This is a genomic window from Cohnella sp. (assembly GCF_041641335.1).
Classification (GTDB): Bacteria; Bacillota; Bacilli; order Paenibacillales; family Paenibacillaceae; genus Cohnella.
This window is the reverse complement of sequence record NZ_JBEPYQ010000017.1, coordinates 1-26,325: the sequence shown is the minus strand read 5'-3', so window position 1 is coordinate 26,325 and position 26,325 is coordinate 1. Positions and strand designations below refer to the sequence as shown.

The following is a 26,325-nucleotide window of genomic DNA, read 5'->3' as shown; positions in this document are numbered from 1 at the left end:
CGGCGTAAAAAAGGGAGGCGTCGCGCATGCAGTATCGGCGATTGGGAAGCAGCGGTCTGGAGGTGTCGGCGCTCGGGCTCGGCACGAATTCGTTCGGCAAGCGGGCCGACCGCGATACGTCCGTGAGGATTGTACACGAGGCGATGGACCGGGGAATCAACTTCATCGACACGGCTAACATCTACGCCGGCACGGAGTCCGAGCGCATCATCGGACTGGCGCTGACGGGAAGAAGGCAGGAGGCCGTGCTGGCGACGAAAGCCGGCCTGGTCAAGGATCAAGGGCCGAACGGGCGCGGCTCCTCGCGCTTTCATCTGCAGCGGGAGCTGGAAGCCAGCCTGAAGCGGCTGAACACGGATTACGTGGATCTGTACCAGATCCATACGTTCGACCCGAACACGCCGCTCGAGGAGACGCTTCGCACGCTGGACGACTTCGTCGGCTCCGGCAAGGTGCGGTATATCGGGGCTTCCAACTATGCGGCGTGGGAGCTGATGAAGGCGCTCGGGATCAGCGGGCAGAGAGGCTACGAGCGCTTCGTCTCGACGCAGCACTGCTACTCGCTGGCCGACCGGACGCCGGAGAACGAGCTTATTCCGTTATGCCTGGACCAGGGCATCGGGATTATTCCATATTTCCCTCTCGCGGGAGGAATTCTGAGCGGCAAGTACAGCTTAGCCGACAGAGCGCCTGCAGGCTCGCGTGCCCAGACCGATCCGAGCTTCACGCGCTTCATGGCCGACCGCAACCTGGAGCTGGCCGATCGGGTCGGCCGCTTGGCGGCGGAGCAGGGGTGTACGCCGAGCGCGCTGTCGCTGGCTTGGCTGATGGCTCAGCCCGCGGTCGCGACCGTTATCGTCGGCGCCACTCAAGCGGAGCAGCTGGAAGACAACCTGCGCAGCGTAGAGCTGAAGCTGGACGCCGAGACGGCCGCGAAGCTGAACGAGATCAGCTCCCCGTTCCGACACGGTGAGCCGTTCGCGCTCTATCGGCTGCCTTAGACGCGCGCCGATGAAGAAATGGAAGCCCCGGCGATCGCCGCGGGCTTTTCCCGCAGGCTGGTTGCGATCAGAAACTGCGCCGAGTAGTAGGTCAGCATGATCAGCGGCCCCGAGTAGGGAACGTCCGAGACGAACCTATTCCAGGACAGGATCGAATCCGAAGGAGAACGGGGGACGGACGATGACTTTGCCGAATTTGCAATTGGGCACGACCGTATTGAATATCGAGCTGCTCGTCTATCTCGTTGCGGGAATAATAGGCGCATATGCCGTTCGTTATCGGCAGAGAAAGCATCCCGACCGCGAGCGTCAGACGGGCGATGCGTGGAACGCCGTTTTCCTGTGGCTGCTCGTATGGAAGGGCAGCATGTTCCTGTTCGATCCCGCGGGCGTCATCTCGCAGCCGCTCTCGCTTCTATTCTTCAGCGGAGGGACGAGAGGGATTTGGCTGGCTTCGCTGATCGCCTTGGTCTATCTCTTCCTGCGGAATTATCGCCGTTCTGGGAGCCGGGAAGCAGCCAAGATCGCAGCAGGCTGGGGAGCCGCCATGCTGGTGGCGACGATGATCGGCTATACGGCGCTTAGTCCGATCGAGAGCAAGGGCGGCGTTCGCGTTGACCAAGCCGCTCCGGACTTCGAGCTGACGGATCTAAGCGGCAATGCCGTCCGGCTGTCGGATTACCGCGGCCAGACCGTCGTGCTGAACTTCTGGGCGACCTGGTGCCGGGTGTGCCAGGCGGAGATGCCGCACGTGGAGAAGTTCTATCGAGAGCATAAGGATCGGAACGTCGTCGTGCTGTCCGTCAACGCGACGACGCAGGAGAGAAATCCCGGACTCGTCCGGGAGTATGCGGACAAGCGGGAACTGAGCTTCCCGATCGTTCTGGACGACAGGGGAGACGTCCTCGGAAATTACGGAGTGACGGCGTACCCGACCACCTACGTGATCGATCCTTCGAGCAGCGTGAAGAGCCGCTATCTGGGAGCGTTCAGCTATGAAAGCATGAAGAAGGCCGTCAAGAACGCGGATTAGACATCCTGCCGTTCGGGGCCGCGCGTCATTTAAGCGGAATATAGATTTCGCACTCCTGATTGTCTGTATTCTGCGCTTGCGGCGCGAGCATCTCCAATCCGTAGGCTTCGGGCTCGTGATCGAGCCCCTGTCTTCGAAGACGTTCCAGCGCGCGGAAGTAAGTTTGGTCCCGTTCTTCGCGCCGATAGAGGCCTTGATGCGCGTAGACCGCATAGGCTCTGGCCGGAATCGTCATGCCGATCATGCCATCGGGAATCCGTCCGAACGAGACGACTTCGGCTCCGGCCACGTAATGATAGGCAACCGAACGGCTGCGCACGGCTCCGATCAGCCTCTCTGGCCCGACCGCGCCTTCAATCTCCCCTAGACGAGATCGCAGCTCGGCCCATAAACCCGGAATGACCGTATTGGCCATATAGATGGCGGTGAAAGGAGCCTTGAACTCGACTCCAATCAGCCGAACAGCGGGCTTGAACAGCGTTCTTGTCGGAGGAAGCGGTCGGTCGGCCCCGATGGCGGGGGCTTTGCTGCGGTTGAGAAGAGAGTAGCCGCCGTGCCTGCCCGGCTCGGAGTACAGGGGCACGCCCAGCCCGCTTAATTCCTGCAGGTACCGAAGCATCGTCCTGTAGGACACTCCGAACTCCTCCGTCGTAAATTTCCGTTTTTCGTATACGACCATCATCAGATCGATCAGACGCTTCGTTTTCGTCATGGCGATCCCTCGATTATCTGACAGTTTCTGTCATGGTTATGTACTATGATAGTAGCGTAACTCACGATATCGGACAAGGAGGAAAGCGAATTGGAACAGATCAACGATACGATCGTCGTCACCAAAGAGGCATACCGGGCCATCGGATTAAAATGGGAAGGAACGTTCGCGGAAGCCGGGGCGGGCGGGATCAGACGCATCCATGAGCAACTCCGGGGGCGTATGCGCGAAATTCCCCAGCCTGCGTCGATGACGCATTTTTACGGACTCTCCTACCAGGCTTACCCCGGCAACGCCGGCTTCGTTCATTACGCGGTCGTCGAGACGACGGACGATACCGGATACGTTCCGGAGGGCATGACAGCGGTAGAGGTGCCGACTCTGAGCTATGCGAAGTGCGGGCACGCCAAAGGCCAGAGCGTTGACAGGTCCTATCGCAACGTCTACGAGTGGATCGAAAGGCAAGGGTACTCTGCGGTGTCCCCGGGGGAATTGACCCATTGCGAGATCTACTCGCTGAGCCGGGATCCGCACGACCCCGATCCCGAATTCACGATTATGATTCCGATTGAACGATAAGAGAGGCAATGAAGCGGAGTCCGGCGCGCAAGCCGGCTCCGCTTCCATTTTTTTACCGGCCCCGACCTGGCCGGAGGGGATTGGAACGCTCGGCTTCTTCGGATAGAATGAGGGTTGGCTGCCCGCGGGGGGGCGTAACGCCGCGGGAATGAAGTCCGGTCATGGACACGAAGGAGAATGGACACAGATGAGCTCACTGGACAGTCTGGATTCGGCGGTTTGGACGATTGATGCAGAGACGAACGCGCTGCGCGTATCCACGGGATACAGAAGCTTGCTTGGATATTCGGACGAGGCCGAGCTGCGGGATCCAAGCCTGCTGGAGGCCGCGGTGCATCCGACGGATCTGCCGCTGTTCCGCGAACAGATGGGACGTTTGGAGCAGGGCGTCTCCGGTACGATGGAGTATCGGATCGTGCTGGGCAACGGCGACGTGAAATGGGTGCAGCAGGCGGGAGTCGTATTATCCGACGGGGAGGGCCGCCCGGCTCGCATTCAAGGAATCGTTCAAGATATAACGGAGTGCAAGGCCAACAATCACCGGTTAAAAAGCAGGCTGGCTATGCTGGAGAAGCTGCTGAGATCGGTGGACGTGGCTTTATGGTCATTGGATCAGCTTTCGGGGGAATTCACGTTTATCTCCCAAGCGATGACGTCGATCAGCGGCTATCCGGCCTCGCGGTTCACGAATGCGCCATCCTGGCTCGATATCGTACATGAAGACGATTTGCCGCTCATCGAGCGCTTGAAGGAGAGCACGAGGCTCGGCATACCGGATTTCTGCGAATACCGAATCCGGCACTTCGGCGGAGAGATCCGCTGGGTGCATACGCGAGTGATGCCGCAGACGGACGAGCAGGGCGATACGGTTCAGATCGACGGGGTGACGATGGACGTGACGGCGCGCAAGGTCGCGGAGGAAGAACGTCATCGGAGCGAGCAGAAATACAAGTGCATGTTCGAAAATAATGCTGACATCATATGCGAATTGGACGCCTCGGGCCACGTGCTCGCCATCAATCCGGCTAGCGAGGCGACGACCGGCGAGAGAGTGACCGGCGATCTTGCGCAGTTTGCGATGGAGGAAGTGTTGGGCCGCGATAACCTGCACGTTCTGACGGAATACTTCGACAGGGCGCTGCAGGGACAATCGATCCCGTTCGAGATCACTTCCCGCCACCGGAACGGAAGCGAGTTTTGCTGGGAAGTGAAATACATCCCGATCTACTTAAACGGGAAGATCGAAGGGGCGTTCGTCGTCCTCAGGAACATGACGGATAGGAAGCGGATCGAGAAGGAGCTGGCCGATCGGGAAGAGCAGTACAGAAGCTTGATCGAGCTGTCCCCCCAGCCGATGATCGCCCACCGGGACGGAACGTACCTCTACATGAACGCGGCCGGGTTCCGGCTGCTCGGGGCGAGTCCGGGAAGCGAGGAGGCGGTCCACTCGATCTATGCGATCGTACATCCGGACGATCGGGAGGCGGTGCTGGAACGCGCGAGACGAACGGCCGGCTCGAAGTTCGCGGGAGTGATGCAATATCGGATTATGCGGGTGGACGGCGGGATCGTCGAGGTAGAGGCTACCGAAATTTACGACGATTACACGAAGACGACGCTGACCCTGTTTACCGACATGACCGGGCGCAAGCAGATGGAGCGCGCGCTGAGGGAGAGCGAGGAAAGGTATCGCAGGCTCGTCGAGCTGTCGCCCGTCGCCATTGCCGTCTATAAGGACGGCAAGATCAGCTACATTAATCCGGCCGGGGCGGACATGCTCGGCGTGGAGATGGCCCAGTCCGAGGAGAAGGAAGAGATGCTCGATTGGGTACATCCGGATTCGCGCGAAGCCGCGCTCCGAAGAATGGAGGATACGGAACGGTACGGATACGCGCCTCCCGGCGAATTTCGCATTATCCGCAAGGACGGATGCGTGCTGGACATCTCGGTCGTATCCATTTTCGACCCGGAGTCGTCCACGATCCAGCTGATGTTCGAAGACATTACGGCCAGGAAGCGCACGGAGCGGGCGCTCGTGGAGAGCGAAGAGCGTCACATTCGCTTGCAGACCAGCCTCGACCGCTTCTCTCACGACCTCTTCGGCGTGATGAAGATCAGCCAGATGGAGCGGAGGCTGATCAAGGAGGTGCGCGACGTGCTTCAGGCGCAGGACGTCAGCCTGGTCGAGACGGAGCCTACCTCGGGAGGTCTGTGCCAGATTATCGAGACGGAGTACGGCTATTCTTTGAAAATCGGAGAGATCCGAAGAAAGAGCTACGTGCTCCGTATCGCGGGGAAGCCCGCGAAGCTGAACATCGCCGCCAAGCGGATATGGCTTGAGACGATCGCCCGATACGTCAGCGTGCTGTTCGACAATTTCCTGCTGATCGAGGATCTGACCAAGGAGCTGGAGCAGACGGCCGCGCAGCAAGTCGCTCCCACGTGGCTGCTGCGCCTTCTGTTCAACTTGTCCGAGAACGAGCGCAAGCGGTTGTCCCAAGACCTGCACGACGCCGCTCTCCAGGAACAGATCATCTGGTATCGCAAGGTGGATGCGCTCGCGTCCCAGTACGCCATGCCCGGCGAGCTGCGCGCCCAGCTGGAGCAGATCGCGCAAGGGTTGCTGGACGTCATCTATCAGATCCGGCTTACCTGCAACGAGCTGAGGCCTCCGATGCTGAAGGAGGAAGGGCTGATCTCTTCGCTGGAGGCGCTGTGCGATACGACGCAGCTGCGCACCAACTATCGGATCGTGTTCGATTCGGCCCGTTACTCTCACGAGCTGGACGACGATTCCTTGATCAGTCTGTACCGCATCGTTCAGGAGCTGCTGGCCAACGCGACGAAGCACTCCGGCGCATCGGAAGTGCGTATCTCGCTCTCCGGCTATCCGGGCCGGATACAGCTGGAATACGAGGATAACGGGGTCGGCATGGATTTGAGCGAGATGGGGGATTCTTTCAAAAGCATGGGAATCTACGGCATGAAGGAGAGGGTCCGGAGCATGAACGGAACGATTCAGTTCCATTCTTCGCCCAATCGGGGCTTGTCGATCTATATCTCCGTTCCCGCTCTGCAGACGACGGCATTATCTTAAATCGCACGACGAGGAGCGGGCTCTATGATTCGGATCTTATTGGTAGACGATCATCCGGCGGTAATGGAAGGAACGAGAAGCATACTGGAGCAGGAAGGCGACATGAAGGTGTTCTTGGTCGATTCGGCCGGCAGGGCGCTGGAGATGGCGGGGGAGTCGGCGTACGACGTGATGCTGTTCGATCTTCATCTGGCCGACAGCAACGGAATCGATCTTGCCAAGCAAGTGCTCAAGCTTCGCCCGGATGCGGTCATCCTGATCTATACGGGCTTCGAATTCAACAATCATTTCAATCTGATGATCGAATCGGGCATTAGCGGGTTTATTCTGAAGACTTCCAACGGAGAACAACTGGTGACCGCGGTTCGCTGCGCGCTGAGAGGAGAGGTCGTGCTGCCGCTCTCTCTCGTCCGGCAGCTTCGAAGAACGTCTCTTCAAGCCGTGGAGCCCGGGAGCAGAGATGCGGCGAATTTGGCGATCAGCAGTAAGGAATACGAGATTCTGAGAGAAATCGCCAGAGGCAAGAGCAACAAGGAGATCGCGGAGCTGTCGCTGATGAGCCAGCGCTCGCTGGAGTACGTGCTGACGAACCTCTTCAACAAGCTGGGGGTTAAATCCAGAATCGAAGCGGCAATGAAGGCCAAGCAGCTGGGGTTTCTGACGGATGCCGACTTGCTGCCGTAGCTCGCTCGCGAACTAGTCGTATGGTCTTGGTTCTTGGGTACGATTCCGAAAAAAATTTGCGGGGTTCCGCCACATATTTTCGTGTTGCTAGTCCTAATGACCCTATTAAGATGAGGGTAGTGAAATAACGGACAATCAAAGCAACCGGGGTGGTAGGCGCATGCAAGCAATCGGGCAATCCGCGGAACGCCAGAGCTTCATCGACTTTGTCGTGGCGGCAGGGGAAGCGGTCGGTCTGCTGAAACTGGACGAAGTGCTCATCCCGGAACGGGAGCGGATCGGATGAAGGAAGTCGTCATGGAGAAAGGGAAAACCGACGTTGTCGACGATGCTCGGATCGATCGGGCGGAGGCGTTGTCGCCGGACGATCTGATGGAGCTGGTTGGGGAGCTCATGGTCGGACATGCCCGCATCCATCGGGTCATTCTCGAGCAGAAGAAGCGGATGACCGCCGAAGAGACGGCGGCGGAGCTCGACCGGATCGCCGATCATCTGTCCTGCGTCGTTAACGATCTTCAGGAATGCGTGCTGAAGGCGAAAATGCTGCCGGCCAGAGGCCTGCTGAGGCGCGTGGCCGATGTTGCGGGAAAGTGCGGCGATGAAATCGAGGTAGAGCTGGAAGGCGAGGATACGGAAGTCGACGGGGATATTTTGAAGGAGCTGGAGGCTCCTCTGGCCGAGTGGGTTCGCAAGCGATCCGCGGCCAGGAAGCTGAAGCTGTCGATAACGAACTAAGACAATCTGGCCGTCGTTCGGGCGGTCGCCGACGGGACCGGCCTGCCTGCCGAGGCCTCGGAACCGTTAAGAGCCGTCGCCGAGCGCTTGGGCGGGCTTATCGGCTTCGAGTCGCATGCCGGTGAGCGGCAATCCGTCCGGCTGCAGCTTCCGCTGACGAACGCGATGTTCTTCGGTCAGTTGGTGAAGCTGCACGACCAGCTCTTCATGCTCCCGATGAGCGGCATCGAGGGGGTTGCCGAAGTCCGGCACGGAGAGCTCGGATCGTCCGGTGAAAGGCAGACGTTCCGCTGGGGAGATCGTACGCTTCCCGTCTTCTGGCCGCACCGGCTGCTGCGCATTCCGAGGGTCGCCAGCGCGAAGGAGTCGGTTCCGCTGGTCATCGCGGGAATCGGAGAACGCAGATTTGCCCTGGCCGTAGACGAAATGTACTGGAGCCAGGAGGTCCGGATGAAGTCGCTGGGCGACTGCATCGGAAGGGCGCAAGGAATCGCGGGCTCGACGATGCTGGCTGGAGGAAAAGTCGCGCTGATTATCGATATGCGCGATCTGGCCGAACTCGTCCTACCGGAGAGGACATCGTTTTTTCATCCCCTGCACATCCAACAATAATCGAGGTGCCGACAATGATTATGAAGCAGGAACCGTCGCATTTGGCGGAAATCGTATCGTTCTTTGCCCTTCATCACGGTCTGACCAAGCGGGAGCGGGAGATCGTGTACTGCTTGTCCAAGCATGGATACAGCAACAAGCGGTTGGGCAACGAGTTGGGAATTACGGAGAAAACGGTCAAAAACCATATTGCCAAAATCCAGGAGAAGACGAGAGCGAGCTCGACGAGAGAGCTTCTGGCGATGGTGCTGGAGCAATTCACCGTGCATCACCGCATGATGGCGGACAAGGCGATGAAGCTCGCGCTCTGAAATTATTAGTGAAGTGTGAGTGAAATTAACGGGTTCTTAAAGGTTATTGAATAAGGCTGCTAATAATTATTCTCTAGAATGAGGCTCAAACCCTATCGAAGGAGACTCTCTAGATGTCCAAGCCGACGCCGACAAACCTGAACCTGTTCAAGAAATGGAAGATCCGAAAGCTGTCCACCCGCTTGTCGCTGTCGACGCTGGTAATCGCCTTGGTCATTATCGCGGCGATGTCCCTGGCCCTGTTCATCCCGAACTCCACGCTGTTCAAGAAGCAGATTGACAAAGAGCTGGAGCTTAGGACGCAAGAAATCGCTCTTCGCATGGACGCCGACCTTCAAGGCAAGCTGACGAAGCTGGAGACGCTTGCGGGCATCGGCAGCTATATCGATGCCGATCCGGTCAGGCATATGGAACTGACGACCGCGTTTATGCAAGAGAACCCCGAATTCCAAGGGTTGGTATTCTCGTTCGACTTCAGCGGGAAAAACGGAATCACGAACACGGGGGACAAAGTCGATCTGTCCAGCCGGGCCTACGTGAAAATCGTGGAGCAGGGGAAACCCTCGATCTCCGATCCGGTCGTCTCCGCCCTCGATTCCAAGAGCCTCACAGTAGTTCTCGCCGTTCCGCTTATCAAGGATGGCCGGCCGTTCGGCTTCTATGCGAGCGGATACCCGATCGAGGAAGCGACCCGAATTACGGGCGAAGCGAAGATCGGGGATACGGGATACGCCATTCTGCTGGATACGTCGGGCAACGTGGCCAGCCATCCGGACCCTGCGCTCGTCATGAAGAAAACGGTCTACGACATGAATCTCCCCGCCGTTACGGAAGCGTTCGACAATTCCAGGAAGGGCGTCAACGCGAGTTACTCGTACGAATATAGCGGAATCAAGAAGATCGGCTATTCCAGCTCGATGGCAACCGGCTACGTCGTGCAGCTGTCGGTGCCGGAGAAGGAATTGATGGCGCCGATTACGCAGATGATGTGGACGACGATCGGAGTCGCCGTCATCGTTACGCTGCTTACGCTTATCGTGACTTACTTGTTCGCGAAGAGCGTCGTGAAGCCGATCGTTTACATAACGGGCATCGTGAAGCAGCTCGCCCAAGGCGATCTGAGGCCGCGGCTTAAAGTGAAAACCGAAGACGAACTCGGCGTCCTCGCCGATAACATGAACGGAATGCTCGATTCCTTGTCCGCGATGATCGAGCAGGTCAACGACGCCTCGGGAAGCGTGGCTTCGTCCGCGGAAGAGATTTCGGCCAGCACGGACGAAGTCGCCAAGGGCAGCGTCGATCAGGCCGATCGGGCGAGAACGATGGCGAACCTGTTCGAGAGTCTGGAAACTTCCATTCAGTCGGTGGCGTCCAACGCCAATCTGGCGAAGGAGTATTCCGAGGAAGCGGTCCAGATCGCGGAGGAAGGCACCGAGATCATTACTCGTTCCATCGGCAAGATGGAGCAGGTGAACGAGCAGATGAAGCATCTGGAACGGGACTCCAAGCAGATCGGGGACATCATCGAAGTCATCGACGGCATTGCGGAGCAGACGAACCTGCTTGCGCTCAACGCCGCGATCGAAGCGGCCCGGGCGGGCGACCAAGGGCGCGGCTTCGCGGTCGTAGCCGACGAGGTCCGCAAGCTCGCCGAGCGAAGCGGAGACGCAACGAAGCAGATTACGGAGATTATTAGCGGCATGCAGGGCAGCGCGACGAAATGCGTGGAAGCGGTCAGCGAAGGGGTGGAGCATTTCGCACGCACCCGCGAATCGTTCGAGGGCATCGTGCTGAAGGTCAACGAAACTTCGCAGAAGGTCGGCCACATCGCCGATTCCAGCATCTCCCAGACGACGAGCGCCTCCAACGTACTGATGACGATCGAGTCCGTAGCGTCGATCAGCGAGCAGGCCGCCGCCGCGGCGGAAGAGACCGCGGCCGCGTCGCAGGAACTGGCTATGCTGGCCGAGAAGCTGTACGATTCGGTGGAGACGTTCAAATATAAGTAAGCGATCAGCTATTTTTCAAGATTTTCTCGGCTACGCCGGGAACGAGCCGGTTGAGCCACAGGAGCAGCTTTACTTTGCCGATGGGGATTTCCAACCGGTTGTTCCCGTAACAGGTCCAGAATTGGTCGGTAAGCTGCTCGGCCGTAATTTTGTTCCGGCCTCTGCCTGCGGTCATGGCGGTATCGACGACGGGCGGGATGACCTCGAACACTCGAATGTTCGTCGACTCCAGCTGGTATCGAAGCGCCTTCGTAAACAAGCGAAGGCCCGCCTTCGTCGCGCAGTACACGGGAGCGGATTTCTTCGGGACGATCGCGAGTCCGGAAGTGACGTTCACGATGGCGGCTTCGTCCCGGCGTGAGAGCAGCGGGAGCAGCCCGGATACGAGCCGGACGGGCGACGTCAGGTTGACGACGATTTCGCCCGGGATGCGCGGGTCCGGCGCCGGCGCTTTCCCGGAGGCTGCTTGAGCGTCGGCGAAAGAATAATTGAATTGGATGCCGGCATTGTTGATCAGCACGCTGAGCTCGGGATGTTCGGCGTATAGACGTTCGACGAGCCGATTCGTCTGCTCCTCGTTGCCGAGATCGCAGACGCAGGTCGCCGCGATGCCCGGATAACGGGCCTTCGCCTGAGCGAGCTTCGTCTCGTCCCTACCGACAAGGATGACTTGATTGCGGTGGCGGACGAAGCGTTCGGTCAAGGCAAGCCCGATGCCCGCCGCGCCGCCGGTGATGAGTACCGTATGGCCTGATAGGCGCATTTGCGCAACTCCCCTTCCTTTTACTCCAATGTAAAAGCGGAAGGGGAGTTTTTCATTAACCTAGGTTAATTTCCTGCGAATTCGGCTCAAAGCTACAGGGGTGATTCCCAAGTAAGAGGCCACGTGATATTGAGGAATGAGAGTCTCGAGCGGGCCGTAACGCTCCAGAAACTTCAGATATCTGGCTTCGGCGGAGAGCAGAAGGAATTCGCGTTCCCGCAGCTCCTTCTTCATGTACAGCTGTTCGACGAGGATGCGGCCAAGCCGTTCCCAGCAAGGATGCCTGTCGTAGAGAGCGCGGAAGTCGGAATAACGGACGGTCAGCAGCAGGCTGTCCGCGAGAGCCTGTATGGAGAAATGGGACGGAGACCCCGCCAGCAAGGCACCGTAAGAAGCGACGAAATCATGGGCCGAGCAGAAGCTCTTATTGAACTCGCCGCCGTCCGGAGTGGCGTAATACAGGCGGAACAGCCCCTTCGCGCAGAAGGCGATGGCGTCTACGGGTTCGTTTTCCCTGACCCAGTGCGCGTTCTTAGCGACGGTCTGGATCGAGCACAACTTACGGAAAGCCTCCCATTCGTTCTCCGGGATGGGGGCGATCTGCTGCAGTCTGGCGTAAGCCGATTCCCATATCGAATCCATGTCCGCTCCTTTTTTTGCCTCGCGAGTTGATCGTGTTGTGTTATTCGTCGCGGGAGGCGGGGATTCCTTCATGCGGCCGGCCGCTTACGGCCGTTCGTCCCGATGCGTCTTCCCCGGGTAGTACATGCGGCTTTCCTCCGGGGTTTCGTTTCTCTTCGCGGTGATTTCCGTCGGCGTAAGCTTGAATACGGCCGTGCGGCTGCCGAGCGAGGAGACGTATTTCTCGACATGGGCTCGGGACAACGGCTGGTCGTAATAACCGGGGACGTATTTGTCCAGCATGGCCTGCATGGCGGCGGTCGCTTCCTCCAGGTCGGCGGCCGGGGCAACGGTTCCGAAGAGCATGACGCTCATATAAGCGGTATCCGTATGGGCCGGTACGGGAGCCGTGATCGTGCCAAGGTCCTCGCAGACGGTGAAGCAGGCTTGGGCGTTGCGGCGCAGCATATCGACTTTGCGTCCTTCCGCGGCGCCGTGGAAGTAGACCGAGCCGTTCGTCCAGACGTAGTTCAGGGGAACGACGTAGGGGGAGCCGTCGGCCGACAAGCCGAGAAAACCGGTTCTCGCCCCGGACAGGAAGCGGTCGATCGCGTCGGCATCGGTGCACGCCAGCTTAAACATTCGCATCGGAATCATGGTCTGTCGCTCCTTGGGTTAGTTGTGTTACACTCATTGTACGAATCGCTTGACAGGGTTAAAAGGGACAGAAATGATCGTTTTGCAAGGGACAGATGGAGGAAGCGGATGATCGGATTATCGCCGCTGCTGGACAGGGAGAGCGAGGTTCCCGTCTACAAGCAGCTATACCGGTACATACGGCGGCAGATCGAATCGGGTCAATTGAAGGAGAACGACAGGCTTCCGTCGATCCGCCAGTTGTCCGCGCACTTGCTGATCAGCAAGAACACGGTGGAAACCGCGTATGAGCAGCTGCTCGCCGAAGGCTATGTGCAGAGCAAGCCGAGAAGCGGGTTGCTCGTGCTCCCGATTCATCCGGTGGCGGGAGTGGCGGAGAATCTCGATCGCTCCCTTCCGGCTCCTCAGAATGCAGCGGCATCGGAGACGGAAGCGGCGGGAACGGACATCGACTTCCAGTACGGAGACGTAGCATTGGAGAAGTTTCCGCTCGCCGCCTGGAAGAAATGCGTGACGGAGGCGCTGGCCGGAGATCGCCGTCAAGTGCTCGGGTACGGGGCGCTGCAGGGGAGCGGGGAGCTTCGCCGGGAGATTGCCCGCTATCTGTACGCCGCCCGCGGGATACTCTGCTCTCCGGAGCAAATCTTTCTCGCCGGGGGGGCGCAGCAGGCGGTCAGTCTGCTGTGCCAGCTTCTCCTGTCTGCCGAAGAGCCGTTCGCCATAGAGGACCCGGGATACGACGGAGTGAGGACCGTACTCGCCAACCACCGGATGCGGCTCGTTCCAATCCCGGCCGATGCGGACGGGCTGGACGTGGAAGCGCTGAGGAGAAGCGGGGCCAAGGCGGTCTACGCGACCCCCGCCCATCAGTTTCCGCTCGGAGGCGTCATGCCCGTCGGCAAGAGGAGCCGGCTGCTGCAATGGGCGGACGAGACGGACGGCATTATCGTGGAGGACGACTACAATAGCGAATTTCGCTACCAGGGCCAGCCCATTCCTCCGCTGAAAGCGATGGACGCCGGGGATCGGGTCGTCTATCTGGGCACGTTCTCGAAGTCGTTCCTGCCTGCGGCAAGATTAAGCTATCTGGTGCTGCCGGAGCGGTTGTCGGACGTCTTCAGGGAGCGGCTGGGAACGTACAGTCAGTCGGTGTCGCCGATCATTCAGCAAGCGGCGTTCCTGTTCATGAAGGAAGGTCATTACGACAGGCATGTTCGCAAAATGAGAAAGCTGTACCAGAGCAGGAATAAAGCGCTGATCGCCGCGATACAACGGGAGATGGGGGACCGAGTCGAGACGATCGGCCAGAAGGCCGGACTTCATCTGCTGGCGGACGTTCGCGGCAGGGATTGCGCCGAGTTGATCGAGAGCGCGGCGCTATGCGGGGTGAAGGTGTATTCGCCGAGGAACCATTGGATGAATCCGGAGAGCTGTCCGTCCTCGTATGTGATGCTCGGCTTCGGCGGAGTGTCCGAGGAGGCGATTGTCGAAGGAATCCGACGGCTGAAGAAGATTTGGTTCAGAAGAGACGGAAGTGACGATACGAGGGAGGAACGGGGTTAATGGGAAAACAATTCGAAGCGCTGCTGCCGGAGCATGAGACCTTTATCGCGAAGCAGCCTATTTTCTTTGTCGGCTCGGCGCCGCTGTCCGAGGAAGGGCATGTCAATCTGTCTCCGAAAGGGTATGATTCTCTGCGCGTGCTGTCTCCGAACCGCGTGGCCTATCTGGATTTGACGGGAAGCGGCAACGAGACGAGCGCCCACATCCGGGAGAACGGAAGAGTTACGATTATGTTTTGCGCGTTCGAAGGGCCCCCGAATATATTGAGGCTGTACGGCAAAGGTACGGTTATTCTGCCCGGGACCTCCGAGTGGGAGGAACTGTCCCCTTTATTTCCCCCGATTCCGGGAGCGCGGCAACTGATTGCGGTGGATTTCGATAAGGTCCAAACGTCGTGCGGATTCGCGGTGCCGTTCATGGCTTACGAGAAGGAGCGGGATACGCTGCGCAAATGGGCGGCGCATCAAGGCGATGACGGCTTGACCGAATACTGGAAGCAGAAAAACGTTCAGAGTCTGGATGGGCTGCCGACTCCGCTGGGAGAAGCTTTGGTCGGAGAATAGTCTCTCTTCGGGACGATGCCGGTACTCGAACGAAGGGGTCTAAAGTGCATCGGGGTTGGATATACGGTAGAATGGAGATAAGAAAGCAGATTGGAGCTGTAAACGATGGCGAACGATCAAGTGATCCTGACCAAAGAAGGATTGGACAAATTACAAGCCGAGCTTGATGATCTTAAATACGTGAAGCGCAAGGAGCTGGCCGCCCGCATCAAACTGGCGATCAGCTACGGCGACTTGAAGGAGAACAGCGAGTATCACTCGGCCAAGGACGATCAGGCGTTCATGGAGACGAGAATTCTCGTGCTGGAGAAGATGCTGCGCAACGCCAAAGTCGTCGACGAAGGGGACATGGACAACTCCCACGTCCACGTCGGTTCGACCGTCGTGTTGAACGACATCGAATTCGACGAGCGGATCGAATATCGGATCGTAGGTCCGGCCGAGGCGGACGTCAACGAGAGCAAGATCTCCTACGAAAGCCCCCTGGGCAAGGAGCTGATCGGCAAGCGCGTAGGCGACATCGTCAGCGTGGAGGCGCCGGTCGGCACCGTCAAATACGAGCTGCTCGAGATCAAAGCGGGATGAGAAACGAGGGGTTTGTTCCATAAGTCGTCTGTCTAGATGACCAAGGGACGGACCCCTCGTTTTTATGTGCCTATGTCTTAATCCGCGAAATCAGAAGTTGGGACGCCCCATTTTCCCCGCTTGGAAATCCTTGAACGCTTCCACCAGTTCCTCGCGGCTGTTCATGACGAACGGACCGTGCATGAAGACGGGCTCGTCAATCGGTTCCCCGCTCAGGAAAATGATCATCGCATCGTCGCTTAACCCCTCGACGGAAATTTCGCCGCCCTCGTTTCGGAATAGGGTGAAATCCCCTTCCGCCGCCGTCGTTTCTCCGTTTATTTTTACCGTCCCTCTCAGCACCAGCGCTCCCGTATTGAAGGAGGCCGGAAGCTCGAAGCTTGCTTTGCCGCCTTTGGTCAGCGTCATATCGAACAGATGGATCGGCGTGAACGTGCTTGCCGGCCCCTTGGTGCCATTGTACTCCCCGGCGATGACGCGCACCTTGCCGCCGTTGTTCGGCAGGTCGACGTAGCCCATTTTGTCCTTCGTCAGCTCCTGATATTTCGGCGGATGCATTTTGTGTTCGCGCGGCAAGTTGACCCATAGCTGGATCATCTGGAACAAGCCTCCGCTTCTCGAAAACTCTTTCTCGTGATATTCCTTGTGCAGCAGGCCAGAGCCGGCGGTCATCCATTGCACGTCCCCGGGACCGATAATGCCATGGCTGCCGTGGTTGTCGTGATGCTCGATATAACCTTCGTATGCGATCGTCACGGTTTCGAAGCCGCGGTGCGGATGGGCGCCGATGCCCTTGACCGAATCCGATGGCGGAAACTCGTAAGGAGCGTTATAGTCCATCAAGAGGAAGGGACTGAACTTCGCTCCGAAATCCTGCCCGGATGGGAAGTAGTTGGACACCCGGAACCCGTCTCCGACCATATGGAACGGCGCCCCCTGATACGTGCCTTCGATGCTGCGGTAAGCTGTCATCATGAATCGCTCCCCTCTCGATTTAAATCTCAAATTTATAAATCTTAATTTTAAGATATATGATCTGGACGATTTCGTCAAGCCCCCCTCGTGTCCTCGCAATAGAGCCGCCCCGCGAGCTAATCCGCCGTCAACGTTTGTTGCTTTTTCGTGTGATCGAAGTCACACGGCGCCGGAGGAGCGGTGCCTATACTGGAATCATTCGCATTTATAGAAAGTGAGGAGACAATATGTTAAGTCAACAAAGCATTGCCATCATAAAATCCACGGTTCCGGTGCTGGAGGTTCACGGCACGGCGATTACGAAGCGCTTTTACCAGATGATGTTCGCCGAGAATCCGGAGCTGCTCCATATTTTCAACCACGCCAACCAGAAGCAGGGCAGGCAGCAAACCGCGCTCGCCAACGCCGTCTACGCGGCCGCGCTGCACATCGACAAGCTGGAAGCGATTCTTCCGGTCGTCCGCCAGATCGCGCACAAACATCGCAGTTTGGGCGTGAAGGCGGAACATTATCCGATCGTCGGCAGGAACCTGCTGGCGGCGATCAAGGACGTGCTCGGAGACGCGGCGACGGAAGAAATCCTGAACGCGTGGACGGAAGCGTACGGCGTTATAGCCGACGTGTTCATCAGCGTGGAAGCGGAGATGTACGAGCAGTCGGAGAAGCAGCAAGGGGGATGGGCCGGTTTCCGGGCGTTCAAGGTAGCCAAGAAAGTCCAGGAGAGCGACGTCATCACGTCCTTCTACCTCGTACCGCAGGACAGCCAAGGAATCGCCGAATACGAGCCGGGGCAGTATATCAGCATCAAGCTGGACATTCCCGGCGAGTCCAACACCCATATTCGCCAGTACAGTCTGTCGGACGCACCCGGCAAGCCGTATTACCGCATATCCGTTAAGCGCGAAGACGCGTTCTCCGATCGTCCGTCCGGCAAAGTATCCTGCTACCTGCACGAGCAAGTCGACGAAGGAAGCACGCTGTTAGTGTCGGCTCCTGCAGGGGATTTCACGCTCGATACGAAGGATAGCCGTCCTGTCGTGCTCATCAGCGGCGGCGTTGGGCTGACTCCGCTGGTCAGCATGCTGAACACGCTCGCCGAGAGCGGTACGAGCAGACAAGTTACCTTTATCCATGCAGCCCGGAACGGAAACGCGCACGCCATGCGGAAGCAGGTGGAGGAGCTGGCCGCCCGTCATCCGAACATTAGCGTCCATTGGTGCTACGAGCATCCGACGGAGCGGGACCGCGAGGAAGGCGTATACGGTAAGGAGGGCTATATCGACCTGCCATGGCTGCAGTCGCTCGTCCCGACCTCCGATGCATGTTTTTATTTCTGCGGGCCCGTGCCGTTCATGAAGACTGTCTATCGGATGCTGAAGGAATGGGGCGTGGCTGAAGAGGATGCGCGCTACGAATTTTTCGGTCCGGCGGGCAGCTTGGCTTCCGCCTGAGACCGAAGCACCCGATTGACCGTTTCCCGTCTTAAGCCGACGAACTGCGCGATTTCGTCCTGAGTAAGCAGCTCGGTAAGAGGAACGTCCTTGAAATAGGAGGCAAACCAGTTCCGAAGCTTGCTCAGTTTGTCTGCGGGAGCGACTTCCGTCAACTGGTCGATCCGTTTCTGCATCATTCTTAGTTTGTCCTGAAGCAGAAGCGCGATGTCGCGGCATTTCGCGGGATTGGCTTCGAGGTCCCGGTACCACGCCGCGGCGGGAAGAACTTCCACCTCGCAAGTGACGAGCGCGATAGCCGTGCCGTAATTCGGGTTGGGACTGATTAACGAATGATGCGGGATGATTTCGTTCGGGACGATGATGTTGACGAGCGTGGGCGTTCCGTCCTCGTGCAGCCTGACGATTTTGAGCAACCCGCTGACGAGACGGTACAGGGAACCCGATTCTCCTTGCCGGAACAGGATCTCTCCTTTATGCAGAATCATGATCGCATGAACTCCTTCGTGCTAGTCGGAGCGGAAGCCTTGTCTCGGGTCTCCGTTCTTTTTTGTCCATTATATCAGGTGCGGCGCGATGTGATACAATCGGAGCAAACCTAAGAGACGGAGACGACATACGGATGGACAAAACAATAGGTTGTCTGCACGCCCACCACTCCAATATCGGGCATATCGACCGGACGTTGGCGGGACTTGGAGCGGAGCTGCTGCACTACGTCGATCCCGGCCTGGTGCGCCGGGTCTCCCGGGACCCGTCTTTTCGTCAGGAGGACGCCAGAAGGCGGGTCCAAGATCAGGTCGAGTGGATCGGGCAAAGCGGTGCGGACGCAATTCTCGTCACCTGCACCCAATACATGGCGGAGCTGCAGGACAATCCGCTTTCCATAGCCGTGCCGGTCGTGGGCATTGACGAGCCCTTCTTCGATTCGGTATGCGGCTTCGAGGGGCCGCAGCTGCTGCTCTTCACGAATCGGGCGACGGTGGAAGGGACGATGGCGCGGCTGCAAGCGTACGCATCCGCAACGGGGCGGCGGCCTGATGTGGATGCGCGGGTATTGGATGGTCTATTCGACCTTGTGATGCGGGGAGAGCAGGAGCGGCATGATCGCGAGCTCTTCGAACGTATTCGGGAGCAAGCGGCGTCCGAACCGGGCAGGCGGCTGTCCGTCGCCCAATTGTCCATGACCGCCGCGGCGGACAGAGCCGGCTCGGAGCTGGGCACCCCGATCGGCCATGCGCTGGAAGGTCTGGCCGCCCGGATGAAAGAAACGCTTCCAAGGTAAATCATGCTATAATAATGATCAGGCAATTGAGGGGCCCCATTCACATTAATCGAAGCGAGGTTTGTTCATGGTTTGGGAAAATAAAATCGCGACTACGCTGCAGTGGACGAAGGAAATTTCCAACAGGGAGCAGAAGGAAGCGGTTGCGGCGAAGATCGCCGAACGCGTGCGGGACGGGGACGTTATCGGCGTCGGTTCGGGCTCTACGTCGTACCTGGCGCTGCTGGCCATCAGCAAGAAGGTGAAGGAGCAGAAGCTGAACGTGCTGGCGATCCCGACGTCCCACGAAGTGTCGCTGACCTGTTCGATCATGGGGCTGCCGACCTCGACGCTGCTGAACACGAGACCGGACTGGTATTTCGACGGCGCGGACGAGGTCGATCCGAACAAGAACCTGATCAAAGGGCGCGGAGGCGCGATGTTCGCGGAGAAGCTGGTTATGAAGAGCGCTCCCGAAAACTATATTCTCGTCGATTCCTCGAAGTTCGTCTCCTACCTGGGGGAGAAGTTCGCGGCGCCGATCGAGGTCGATCCCCGCGCGGTGAATTTGGTCGAGACGGAGCTGGCCAAGCTGGGCGTTAAAGAAGTGCAGATGCGGATGGCGGTAGCCAAGGACGGCCCGGTCATTACCGAGGCTGGAAACTTGATTTTGGACGTGCGGTTCAACAAAATCCAGGACGGCTACGAGAAGGAGATCAAGTCGATTCCCGGCGTGATCGAATCCGGCTTGTTTATGGGCTTTAATCCGGAGATCCTGACGACCTAGAGCCGGAGCAAGGCGAACGAGACCATTTGCCGAAGCGAGGAGTTCGTCCATGGGCGCAAGAGAGATTACGGTTCCGACCGATCTGTGCGATGCCGCCGGAAGGCTGTCTCCGGACAGCGTCGGCTGGGCGAAGCATCCGGTTATTCGCTGCAACGTTACAGGAAGTCCGCTTCGCAAGAAGAAATGGAACTATTGGTGCGTTACGAACCCCGAGCTGCTGTTTTCCGTCACGATCTCTCATTTGGACTATGCGGCGGTCCTGTTCGCGTATGCTTTGGATTTGCGTACTTTGCGCTTTCGGGAGCAGACGGTGCTAGCCCCGTTCGGGATTGGCTGTCGGATGCCGGATGAGGTGAACGCTTCGGTTCGTTACGACGGCAAGGAGCTGGCGATCTCGTTAGAAGAGCTTGGGAGCGCGACGAGAATCCGGGTGGAAGCCCCGAATTTCGGCGGCCGGGGCCGGGCTCTGTCCGCGGATCTTCTCGTTCGCCGGCCGGAAGGACACGAGACCTTGAACGTAGTCGTGCCTTGGAGCAAGTCGCGGTATCAGTTCACTTCCAAGCAGGAGGCGCTGCCCGCCCAAGGACAGGTCCGCTGGGAAGAAGTGACGTACGAGCTGTCGGAAGACGAGTCGTTCGGCTGTCTGGATTTCGGCAGAGGCAAGTGGCCTTACCGCGCGAACTGGAACTGGGCGGCGGCTTCCGGCAGATCGACAGGGGGCCGTACGGTGGGCTTGAACCTCGGCGGACAGTGGACGGACGGAACCGGCCAGACGGAGAACGGCTTCGTCGTGGACGGTCGGTTATCCAAAATCCATGAGGACATCGTCTGGACGTACGATCGCGAACGCTACTTGGAGCCTTGGACAATGCGGACGGCAGGCTCGGACCGGGTGTCGCTTGTCTTCGAGCCGCTGTTCGAAAGAACGGCGAAGACGAACGCGCTAATCATTCGCTCGGAAGTCCATCAGATGATCGGAACGTTCCGGGGCAGCCTCGTCGCCGACGACGGGGAGACGATCGAGATCGACGGACTCCTCGGCTGGGCGGAGGATCATTCTGCCAGTTGGTGATATTCGCAAACGCATGAACCTCATATTCCAACACAGCAAGCCGACTCCGAGTGAACGATAGGGTCGGCTTATTTGTTTTCACTGGAGGCGTTGAATCGTTCATGAAAAGGAAAATCGCATTCGCAGCATTGGCGCTATCTCTGATAGCGGCTGCAACGGCGGTCGCCAGCGACTCGCTTAAATACAAGGGCATGCCTGTAAGGGAATTGCTCTGGAACGGGAAGCCTGTGCAGAGCAAGGATGTTCCGGTCGTCGTGATGGACGGCCGAGCGATGATCCCTGTGTACTTGTTGCGATCCGTCGGATATTCCGTTACCTCTTCAGGTAATAAAGTTGTTGTGGAGTCGGAGGACAGGAATCGGAAATACTTAAACAATATAGCGATATTGAACTCGTTCAACAAGCTGCTAACGGGGCTGAGAGAGTTGGACTGGGAGATCTTATTGACTGCTGTCGGGCGTCAAACGGACGGAGGCGGAATTGGCGAAGAGGCCATAAAAGAGATCAATGAACGGATGAACGCTTTGCACCAAGAGTATGCGGAAAAATCCAAACGGTTGGATGAACTCATGCCGATCATTGACTATCCGAGCGCCATTCCTAACGAATCTGCTGAAACCATGAATCTATATCGGCAAACGGTCGAGGGTTGGACGAAGTTCGCGGCGTCAGGCTCCGAAGAAGACTTGAACGGGTTTCTATCGCTCATTCGAGAAGCGCAGCGAGCGCTTAAGTCTACTCAGCTGGCCGTTGACGATTACGTCAACAAGAACTTTGCAAAATTAGAGCAGTGAGGTCCATCGAAAAAAATACCGTATCCGCAACAAACCCGGCCCGCTCCCCAATTGGACGCAAGCCGGGTTCCTTTTTACGGCCGATTCCGCAAGTAATCCAAAATCATCCGCTTCAAGATTTCAAGCTGCCGTTCCGCTTCGAGATCGGACACGAACGTAAGGATGTTGTTCTGAAGCGACAGCTTCCGTGAGAAAATGCCGAATACGTTAATGATCGTCGTTAACGTCTCGGCGACAGGAACGTCGGATCGAATCGATCCGTCCCGCTGGCCTTCCTGGATGATCTTGCTGTATTCGCGCGACGTTGCCCGGTACAGCTCGTTAAAGCTCTCGATGTCCTCTAGGGGCTCCAGGGAATGCGCCGCGTAGCTCTCGAAATCCTCCATGAACTTGATGTTCGGATTGTCCGGCCGCTTCACGTCGGTGATGAAATAATCCATTAGCCGTTCGATTTTCTCCAGCGCGGTTCCCGGCTCCTCGGTCACCTTCCGGAAAGCTTCGAACGTTAATTCCGTCCGCTTGGCTGCGACCGCGACAACCAGCTTCTCCTTTTTCGGGAAATACCGGAACAAAGTGGCGATGCCGATATTCGCCTCCTTGGCGATATCCTGCATCGTCGTTTTCTCGATTCCCTTCTGGACGAACACGGTCGTAGCGGCGTCTACAATCGCGATTGCGCGCTGTTCCTTGCCGTCATTTCTCTCCTGCTGATACCTCGATTTCGGATCCATTTCCGCTCAAACCTTCCCTGTCGACTCAAACTCAATGTATGAGTAATTATAAGCGTTCGTCCTCTTCCATCTCAAGGAGGGTTTGAATTCTTGCTTATCGATGATATAATACGGATCATAGTGATAGCACAACTATCATTATTTCGAGGGATCATGAACGTATCGGGAGACGGGAGGCGATCGGCGCATCGGAGGCGGAATCGTTCAACGGTTTCGCTGCAAAGAGAAAGCGTTTCCAATATTAGGTTTTGTGCAGACAAGCCATTCGCTATTCAACCATACAAGCAGCATGACAAGCAAAGGAGATGCGTAAACATGGGAGTACTGGACAATAAAGTTGCGATCGTAACGGGCGCGGGCAGCGGCATGGGGCGCGAAGAAGCGCTGTTGTTCGCGAGGGAAGGCGCAAATGTCATCGCTACCGACATCAACGAGACTGCCGTGCAGAATGTCCTCAAGGAGATCGAAGCGGAAGGAGGTCAAGGAATCGCCTTCGCCCATAACGTGTCCTCCGAGGAAGAATGGAAGCGGGTCGTGGACGCCGTCGTCGGCAAGTACGGCAAAGTAGACGTTCTCGTCAACAATGCGGGCATTTCCCTGGCGGCCGGACTTCTAGAGACGACGATCGAGCAGTGGAACAAGGTCATGAATATCAATTTGACCAGCGTGTTTCTCGGCATGAAATCCGTTATCCCGCACATGCAGGCGAACAAAGGCGGATCGATCGTCAACATCTCCTCCATTGCCGGTCTAACCGGAAGCAGCGGAGCAGGCGCGTATACGGCGTCGAAAGGCGGCGTGCGCATGCTGACGAAAGCGGCGGCGGTCGACTTCGGCAAGGACAACATCCGCGTCAACTCCGTGCATCCGGGCTTTATCGAAACGCCGATGAGCGCCGAGTTCGTCAACAACGAGCAGATGCTGCAATGGTTCCTGAAGCAGACCGCTCTTCCGAGAGTCGGTCAAGCGTCCGAGGTCGCGCAAGCGGTGCTGTTCCTGGCTTCCGACGCGTCGTCCTACCTGACCGGCATCGAGCTGCCCGTCGACGGTGGCGTCACCGCAAAATAACGAACCCCTGACAGCGAGAGGAGACGATGCAGATGCCAGTGAAAAAACCGGAGCAATGGGACCGCGAAGTGGACGTAGTCGTGATGGGGACAGGGGGAGCGGCGCTCGTGTCCGCGATATTGGCCCACGACCAGGGCGCGAAGGTGCTGATTATCGAGAAAGCGGACCAGATCGGCGGAACGACCGCCTTTTCCGGCGGCGTGCCATGGATTCCGATGAACCGTTACATGAAGGAAGCGGGCATCGAGGATTCGCGGGAGGAGGCGCTGCTATACGCCAAGCGTCTGACCGGAGGCAAGGAACCGGACCCCGAGCTGGTCGAGACGTTCATCGACAACGGCCACAAAATGATCGACTATCTGAACGAGCATACGCCGGTCAGATTTTCGATTCCGAAGGGATATCCCGAGTACTACGCGACTCTGCCGGGAGGCAAGCCGACGGGCGGACGCTCGCTCGATCCGGTGCCGTTCGACATGAACCAGATCGGGGAGTGGGCGTACAAGGTGCGCAACAATCCGGCTTTCCCGCCACTCACGCTGGAGGAGGGAGGAGCGGTCGGAGGCATCGACTTCGGGAAGATTGCGGAACGGATGGAAAATAACATCGTCACGATGGGCCGTTCCTTGATCGCTTCCCTGTTCAAGGCGGTGCTCGATCGCGGCATCGAGACGTTGACCGGAACGCCGGGCAAGGAGCTTGTCCTGAACGACGCCGGCGAAGTGATCGGCCTCGTCGCCGAGCAAGGCGATTCCAAGCTGTACATCGGCGCGCGCAAGGGGGTCATTCTCGCTTCGGGCGGCTTTGAATGGAACAAGGAGCTCGTGAAGGCTTTCTTGAAGGCGGAGGTCACGCATCCGCTCTCTCCGGCGGGCAACGACGGGGACGGCCTTGTCATGGCGATGGAAGCGGGAGCGGCGCTGGCCAACATGAGCGAAGCTTGGTGGTATTCGGCGATGCAGGACCCGACTTTCGAATATGAGGACCGCGTCCTTAACCAACTCGGAGGGGGACGCATGGGTCCTAACAGCATCATCGTCAACCGGCACGGCAAACGGTTCGTCCACGAAGGCGTGACGTACAACGACATGCCTAAGGCCTTCTACGAGTACGATCCGGTCGCGTTGGAGTGGCCGAATGAGCCTCCGGTGTGGATGATTTTCGACCAGCAGCTGAAGGACCGCACGATGATCGTGACGATGATGCCGGGTGAGGACGCTCCGGATTGGGTGGATCGGGCGGACAATCTTCGGGATCTGGCCGCGAAGATCGGCGTCGACCCGGACGGGCTGGAGCAGACGGTCGCCAGATGGAACGAGAACGTGCGTCAAGGCGCGGACCCGGACTTCGGCAGAGGGACGACCTTCTTCGAAAACCTCGGCGGCGGAGGAGGCAGCGCGGAAGCGAATCTTGGCACGATCGAGCAGGCGCCTTTCTACGCTCTTCCGGTATACGCGGGTACGCTGGGCACGAACGGCGGCCCTCGCATCAACGCCGACGGGCAAGTGATCAACTTGCGGGGCAAGCCGATTGCGGGACTGTACGCTGCGGGCAACGCTTCGATGGGCATTATGGGCCAGGCTTACGCCAGCGCGGGCGGAACGCTCGGACCGGGAATGACGATGGGTTACTTGGCGGGAATCGCAGCGGGACGTTCGGTGTCGAGGGAGATTTGAGGCCGGACGAGGATACAAGAGAGGGCTGACTGATTGAACCTGGTCGCCTGACGAGGAAGAGTGAGGGGCAATAGACAGATCTGACCTGACCGTCAGACGAGAAAAAGGAGTTGAACCGTTATGCCAAACGGAATTCATACGATAGAGCTTCCAGTGGCGATCGATAGGATATGGGACTTTGTTAGCGATATGAACAAGTGGGCGCCGCTTGTGCCGGGTTACATCGAGCACGAAATTCTGAGCGAGCGCCAATCCACATGGGCTTTCAAGGGCGATCTCGGCTTTATGAAGAAAACGGTCAAGCTGAAGATCGACATCAAGGAGTGGATCGAGCCGACGAAGGTAACGTTCGATCTGTCGGGACTGTCCGACAACTTCGGGGGCAACGGGTATTTCGAGGCGGAGGCTGTGAATGCCAATACGACCAAAATGACCGGTTACCTGGACATTACGGCCAAAGGCGCGATGGGTCCGATGGTCAACTCGATTCTCAAGTCGTTCGTGCCGAAGACGGCTCAAGAGCTCTCCGAAGCGATCGCCGGACGGATCGAGGAAATCGAGAACGTCAGAGCATAAACGAAAGGCGCCGTTCCTGTGTGGGACGGCGCTTATGCATGGGGCGGCTAACGTCTAACGTTCCTCCAGACCGCTAAGGTGGGCGAACGCGCCGGAAGTGGGCGATTAACGTTCCGCCAGACCGTTAAGGTGGGCGAACGCGCGAGAATCGGGCGGTTAACGTTCTCCCAGACCGCTAAGGTGGGCGACCGCGCGAGAATCGGGCGATTGACGTTCTGCCAGACCGCTAAGGTGGACGACCGCGCGAGAATCGGGCGATTAACGTTCTGCCAGACCGTTAAGGTGGGCGAACGCGCGAGAATCGGGCGGTTAACGTTCTCCCAGACCGCTAAGGTGGACGACCGCGCCGGAAATGGGCGATTAACGTTCTGCTAGACCGTTAAGGTGGGCGAACGCGCCGGAAGTG

The 26,325-nt window shown here is 58.2% G+C and carries 29 protein-coding genes and 1 pseudogene; 22 read left to right on the top strand and 8 right to left on the bottom strand.

The genetic code is table 11. The features are described from left to right. Positions 1-26 precede the first annotated feature (26 nt). Positions 27-1,001 carry an aldo/keto reductase gene (locus ACESLM_RS07670; protein WP_372630967.1) on the top strand — a complete coding sequence of 325 codons (975 nt, stop codon included), beginning with the start codon at positions 27-29 and terminating at the stop codon, positions 999-1,001. On the opposite strand, the pseudogene ACESLM_RS07665 reads toward ACESLM_RS07670, so the two are convergent. Further along, positions 998-1,162: pseudogene (locus ACESLM_RS07665) on the bottom strand (lysoplasmalogenase family protein); the annotation flags it as partial. The gene ACESLM_RS07670 and the pseudogene ACESLM_RS07665 sit on opposite strands and share 4 nt — an antisense overlap. Before the next feature lie 20 nt (positions 1,163-1,182). On the opposite strand from ACESLM_RS07665, the gene ACESLM_RS07660 reads away from it, so the two are divergent. Continuing rightward, positions 1,183-2,034 (top strand): TlpA family protein disulfide reductase, encoded by an 852-nt coding sequence (locus ACESLM_RS07660; protein WP_372630966.1) that lies wholly within the window; start codon positions 1,183-1,185, stop codon positions 2,032-2,034. Positions 2,035-2,059: 25 nt separating this feature from the next. On the opposite strand, the gene ACESLM_RS07655 is transcribed toward ACESLM_RS07660, so the two are convergent. Further along, positions 2,060-2,746 (bottom strand): GyrI-like domain-containing protein, encoded by a 687-nt coding sequence (locus tag ACESLM_RS07655; protein ID WP_372630965.1) that lies wholly within the window; start codon positions 2,744-2,746, stop codon positions 2,060-2,062. 90 nt (positions 2,747-2,836) lie between these two features. Here ACESLM_RS07655 and ACESLM_RS07650 point away from each other — a divergent pair, with 90 nt between their 5' ends. The 8 genes from ACESLM_RS07650 to ACESLM_RS07615 all read left to right on the top strand — a co-directional run bounded on the left by ACESLM_RS07650 (position 2,837) and on the right by ACESLM_RS07615 (position 10,773). Next, positions 2,837-3,325, top strand: a complete 489-nt coding sequence (locus ACESLM_RS07650) for a GyrI-like domain-containing protein (RefSeq protein ID WP_372630964.1) — start codon at positions 2,837-2,839, stop codon at positions 3,323-3,325. A 187-nt stretch (positions 3,326-3,512) separates the two neighbouring features. Then, on the top strand, positions 3,513-6,422 hold the full coding sequence (locus ACESLM_RS07645; protein ID WP_372630963.1) for a sensor histidine kinase: 2,910 nt from the start codon (positions 3,513-3,515) through the stop codon (positions 6,420-6,422). A gap of 24 nt (positions 6,423-6,446) precedes the next feature. After that, complete coding sequence (locus tag ACESLM_RS07640; RefSeq protein WP_372630962.1) at positions 6,447-7,106, top strand: response regulator transcription factor; 660 nt, start codon at positions 6,447-6,449, stop codon at positions 7,104-7,106. A 160-nt stretch (positions 7,107-7,266) separates the two neighbouring features. Further along, positions 7,267-7,392, top strand: a complete 126-nt coding sequence (locus tag ACESLM_RS07635; RefSeq protein WP_372630961.1) for a hypothetical protein — start codon at positions 7,267-7,269, stop codon at positions 7,390-7,392. Then, a complete protein-coding gene (locus ACESLM_RS07630) occupies positions 7,389-7,841 on the top strand; it encodes a hypothetical protein (RefSeq protein ID WP_372630960.1) in 453 nt (150 codons plus the stop codon). Before ACESLM_RS07635 ends, ACESLM_RS07630 begins: the two co-directional genes overlap by 4 nt. A gap of 87 nt (positions 7,842-7,928) precedes the next feature. Next, on the top strand, positions 7,929-8,453 hold the full coding sequence (locus ACESLM_RS07625; RefSeq protein ID WP_372630959.1) for a chemotaxis protein CheW: 525 nt from the start codon (positions 7,929-7,931) through the stop codon (positions 8,451-8,453). 14 nt (positions 8,454-8,467) lie between these two features. Beyond that, complete coding sequence (locus ACESLM_RS07620; protein WP_372630958.1) at positions 8,468-8,764, top strand: response regulator transcription factor; 297 nt, start codon at positions 8,468-8,470, stop codon at positions 8,762-8,764. 113 nt (positions 8,765-8,877) lie between these two features. Continuing rightward, positions 8,878-10,773, top strand: coding sequence for a methyl-accepting chemotaxis protein (locus tag ACESLM_RS07615; RefSeq protein ID WP_372630957.1), 1,896 nt, complete (start codon positions 8,878-8,880; stop codon positions 10,771-10,773). 4 nt (positions 10,774-10,777) lie between these two features. On the opposite strand, the gene ACESLM_RS07610 is transcribed toward ACESLM_RS07615, so the two are convergent. From ACESLM_RS07610 to ACESLM_RS07600, 3 genes are all read right to left on the bottom strand, one after another. Further along, the gene (locus ACESLM_RS07610; RefSeq protein ID WP_372630956.1) at positions 10,778-11,536 is read right to left on the bottom strand and encodes an SDR family oxidoreductase; all 759 of its coding nucleotides are present in this window, start codon (positions 11,534-11,536) and stop codon (positions 10,778-10,780) included. A gap of 60 nt (positions 11,537-11,596) precedes the next feature. After that, on the bottom strand, positions 11,597-12,178 hold the full coding sequence (locus tag ACESLM_RS07605) for a Crp/Fnr family transcriptional regulator (RefSeq protein WP_158223735.1): 582 nt from the start codon (positions 12,176-12,178) through the stop codon (positions 11,597-11,599). 84 nt (positions 12,179-12,262) lie between these two features. Next, positions 12,263-12,814 (bottom strand): pyridoxamine 5'-phosphate oxidase family protein, encoded by a 552-nt coding sequence (locus ACESLM_RS07600; RefSeq protein ID WP_372630955.1) that lies wholly within the window; start codon positions 12,812-12,814, stop codon positions 12,263-12,265. 108 nt (positions 12,815-12,922) lie between these two features. Here ACESLM_RS07600 and pdxR point away from each other — a divergent pair, with 108 nt between their 5' ends. The 3 genes from pdxR to greA all read left to right on the top strand — a co-directional run bounded on the left by pdxR (position 12,923) and on the right by greA (position 15,525). Next, positions 12,923-14,377 carry a MocR-like pyridoxine biosynthesis transcription factor PdxR gene (pdxR, locus tag ACESLM_RS07595; protein ID WP_372630954.1) on the top strand — a complete coding sequence of 485 codons (1,455 nt, stop codon included), beginning with the start codon at positions 12,923-12,925 and terminating at the stop codon, positions 14,375-14,377. Further along, positions 14,377-14,940, top strand: a complete 564-nt coding sequence (locus ACESLM_RS07590; RefSeq protein WP_372630953.1) for a pyridoxamine 5'-phosphate oxidase family protein — start codon at positions 14,377-14,379, stop codon at positions 14,938-14,940. Before pdxR ends, ACESLM_RS07590 begins: the two co-directional genes overlap by 1 nt. Positions 14,941-15,045: 105 nt before the next feature. Then, positions 15,046-15,525, top strand: a complete 480-nt coding sequence (gene greA, locus ACESLM_RS07585; RefSeq protein ID WP_372630952.1) for a transcription elongation factor GreA — start codon at positions 15,046-15,048, stop codon at positions 15,523-15,525. A 90-nt stretch (positions 15,526-15,615) separates the two neighbouring features. On the opposite strand, the gene ACESLM_RS07580 is transcribed toward greA, so the two are convergent. Next, positions 15,616-16,500, bottom strand: a complete 885-nt coding sequence (locus tag ACESLM_RS07580; RefSeq protein WP_372630950.1) for a pirin family protein — start codon at positions 16,498-16,500, stop codon at positions 15,616-15,618. A 227-nt stretch (positions 16,501-16,727) separates the two neighbouring features. Between ACESLM_RS07580 and hmpA the strand changes: the two genes are divergently transcribed. Continuing rightward, positions 16,728-17,951, top strand: coding sequence for an NO-inducible flavohemoprotein (gene hmpA / locus ACESLM_RS07575; RefSeq protein ID WP_372630949.1), 1,224 nt, complete (start codon positions 16,728-16,730; stop codon positions 17,949-17,951). Here hmpA and ACESLM_RS07570 read toward each other — a convergent pair. Further along, positions 17,909-18,439, bottom strand: coding sequence for a Crp/Fnr family transcriptional regulator (locus tag ACESLM_RS07570; RefSeq protein WP_372630948.1), 531 nt, complete (start codon positions 18,437-18,439; stop codon positions 17,909-17,911). The two genes, hmpA and ACESLM_RS07570, sit on opposite strands and share 43 nt — an antisense overlap. Before the next feature lie 134 nt (positions 18,440-18,573). Between ACESLM_RS07570 and ACESLM_RS07565 the strand changes: the two genes are divergently transcribed. The 4 genes from ACESLM_RS07565 to ACESLM_RS07550 all read left to right on the top strand — a co-directional run bounded on the left by ACESLM_RS07565 (position 18,574) and on the right by ACESLM_RS07550 (position 21,868). After that, positions 18,574-19,236, top strand: a complete 663-nt coding sequence (locus tag ACESLM_RS07565; RefSeq protein WP_372630947.1) for an aspartate/glutamate racemase family protein — start codon at positions 18,574-18,576, stop codon at positions 19,234-19,236. 67 nt (positions 19,237-19,303) lie between these two features. Beyond that, positions 19,304-20,002 carry a ribose 5-phosphate isomerase A gene (gene rpiA / locus ACESLM_RS07560; protein ID WP_372630946.1) on the top strand — a complete coding sequence of 233 codons (699 nt, stop codon included), beginning with the start codon at positions 19,304-19,306 and terminating at the stop codon, positions 20,000-20,002. A 49-nt stretch (positions 20,003-20,051) separates the two neighbouring features. Continuing rightward, positions 20,052-21,074 (top strand): DUF2804 domain-containing protein, encoded by a 1,023-nt coding sequence (locus ACESLM_RS07555; protein WP_372630945.1) that lies wholly within the window; start codon positions 20,052-20,054, stop codon positions 21,072-21,074. Positions 21,075-21,175: 101 nt separating this feature from the next. Beyond that, positions 21,176-21,868 carry a hypothetical protein gene (locus ACESLM_RS07550; RefSeq protein WP_372630944.1) on the top strand — a complete coding sequence of 231 codons (693 nt, stop codon included), beginning with the start codon at positions 21,176-21,178 and terminating at the stop codon, positions 21,866-21,868. Between the two features lie 74 nt (positions 21,869-21,942). Here the strand turns inward: ACESLM_RS07550 and ACESLM_RS07545 are convergent, their stop codons facing one another. Beyond that, positions 21,943-22,599 (bottom strand): TetR/AcrR family transcriptional regulator, encoded by a 657-nt coding sequence (locus tag ACESLM_RS07545; protein WP_372630943.1) that lies wholly within the window; start codon positions 22,597-22,599, stop codon positions 21,943-21,945. A gap of 315 nt (positions 22,600-22,914) precedes the next feature. Here ACESLM_RS07545 and ACESLM_RS07540 point away from each other — a divergent pair, with 315 nt between their 5' ends. From ACESLM_RS07540 to ACESLM_RS07525, 4 genes are all read left to right on the top strand, one after another. Further along, on the top strand, positions 22,915-23,667 hold the full coding sequence (locus ACESLM_RS07540) for an SDR family NAD(P)-dependent oxidoreductase (protein WP_372630942.1): 753 nt from the start codon (positions 22,915-22,917) through the stop codon (positions 23,665-23,667). 32 nt (positions 23,668-23,699) lie between these two features. After that, positions 23,700-25,343 carry an FAD-binding protein gene (locus ACESLM_RS07535; RefSeq protein ID WP_372630941.1) on the top strand — a complete coding sequence of 548 codons (1,644 nt, stop codon included), beginning with the start codon at positions 23,700-23,702 and terminating at the stop codon, positions 25,341-25,343. Positions 25,344-25,463: 120 nt separating this feature from the next. Then, complete coding sequence (locus ACESLM_RS07530) at positions 25,464-25,919, top strand: SRPBCC family protein (RefSeq protein ID WP_372630940.1); 456 nt, start codon at positions 25,464-25,466, stop codon at positions 25,917-25,919. 78 nt (positions 25,920-25,997) lie between these two features. Beyond that, positions 25,998-26,294 (top strand): hypothetical protein, encoded by a 297-nt coding sequence (locus tag ACESLM_RS07525; protein ID WP_372630939.1) that lies wholly within the window; start codon positions 25,998-26,000, stop codon positions 26,292-26,294. The last annotated feature ends 31 nt before the right edge of the window (positions 26,295-26,325 follow it).

Coding starts and splice junctions, on each gene's coding strand:
- ACESLM_RS07670 (WP_372630967.1), top strand. CDS start 27: ATGCAGTATCGGCGATTGGGAAGCAGCGGTCTGGAGGTGTCGGCGCTC.
- ACESLM_RS07660 (WP_372630966.1), top strand. CDS start 1,183: ATGACTTTGCCGAATTTGCAATTGGGCACGACCGTATTGAATATCGAG.
- ACESLM_RS07655 (WP_372630965.1), bottom strand. CDS start 2,746: ATGACGAAAACGAAGCGTCTGATCGATCTGATGATGGTCGTATACGAA.
- ACESLM_RS07645 (WP_372630963.1), top strand. CDS start 3,513: ATGAGCTCACTGGACAGTCTGGATTCGGCGGTTTGGACGATTGATGCA.
- ACESLM_RS07640 (WP_372630962.1), top strand. CDS start 6,447: ATGATTCGGATCTTATTGGTAGACGATCATCCGGCGGTAATGGAAGGA.
- ACESLM_RS07635 (WP_372630961.1), top strand. CDS start 7,267: ATGCAAGCAATCGGGCAATCCGCGGAACGCCAGAGCTTCATCGACTTT.
- ACESLM_RS07630 (WP_372630960.1), top strand. CDS start 7,389: ATGAAGGAAGTCGTCATGGAGAAAGGGAAAACCGACGTTGTCGACGAT.
- ACESLM_RS07620 (WP_372630958.1), top strand. CDS start 8,468: ATGATTATGAAGCAGGAACCGTCGCATTTGGCGGAAATCGTATCGTTC.
- ACESLM_RS07615 (WP_372630957.1), top strand. CDS start 8,878: ATGTCCAAGCCGACGCCGACAAACCTGAACCTGTTCAAGAAATGGAAG.
- ACESLM_RS07610 (WP_372630956.1), bottom strand. CDS start 11,536: ATGCGCCTATCAGGCCATACGGTACTCATCACCGGCGGCGCGGCGGGC.
- ACESLM_RS07605 (WP_158223735.1), bottom strand. CDS start 12,178: ATGGATTCGATATGGGAATCGGCTTACGCCAGACTGCAGCAGATCGCC.
- ACESLM_RS07600 (WP_372630955.1), bottom strand. CDS start 12,814: ATGATTCCGATGCGAATGTTTAAGCTGGCGTGCACCGATGCCGACGCG.
- pdxR (WP_372630954.1), top strand. CDS start 12,923: ATGATCGGATTATCGCCGCTGCTGGACAGGGAGAGCGAGGTTCCCGTC.
- ACESLM_RS07590 (WP_372630953.1), top strand. CDS start 14,377: ATGGGAAAACAATTCGAAGCGCTGCTGCCGGAGCATGAGACCTTTATC.
- greA (WP_372630952.1), top strand. CDS start 15,046: ATGGCGAACGATCAAGTGATCCTGACCAAAGAAGGATTGGACAAATTA.
- ACESLM_RS07580 (WP_372630950.1), bottom strand. CDS start 16,500: ATGATGACAGCTTACCGCAGCATCGAAGGCACGTATCAGGGGGCGCCG.
- hmpA (WP_372630949.1), top strand. CDS start 16,728: ATGTTAAGTCAACAAAGCATTGCCATCATAAAATCCACGGTTCCGGTG.
- ACESLM_RS07570 (WP_372630948.1), bottom strand. CDS start 18,439: ATGATTCTGCATAAAGGAGAGATCCTGTTCCGGCAAGGAGAATCGGGT.
- ACESLM_RS07565 (WP_372630947.1), top strand. CDS start 18,574: ATGGACAAAACAATAGGTTGTCTGCACGCCCACCACTCCAATATCGGG.
- rpiA (WP_372630946.1), top strand. CDS start 19,304: ATGGTTTGGGAAAATAAAATCGCGACTACGCTGCAGTGGACGAAGGAA.
- ACESLM_RS07555 (WP_372630945.1), top strand. CDS start 20,052: ATGGGCGCAAGAGAGATTACGGTTCCGACCGATCTGTGCGATGCCGCC.
- ACESLM_RS07550 (WP_372630944.1), top strand. CDS start 21,176: ATGAAAAGGAAAATCGCATTCGCAGCATTGGCGCTATCTCTGATAGCG.
- ACESLM_RS07545 (WP_372630943.1), bottom strand. CDS start 22,599: ATGGATCCGAAATCGAGGTATCAGCAGGAGAGAAATGACGGCAAGGAA.
- ACESLM_RS07540 (WP_372630942.1), top strand. CDS start 22,915: ATGGGAGTACTGGACAATAAAGTTGCGATCGTAACGGGCGCGGGCAGC.
- ACESLM_RS07535 (WP_372630941.1), top strand. CDS start 23,700: ATGCCAGTGAAAAAACCGGAGCAATGGGACCGCGAAGTGGACGTAGTC.
- ACESLM_RS07530 (WP_372630940.1), top strand. CDS start 25,464: ATGCCAAACGGAATTCATACGATAGAGCTTCCAGTGGCGATCGATAGG.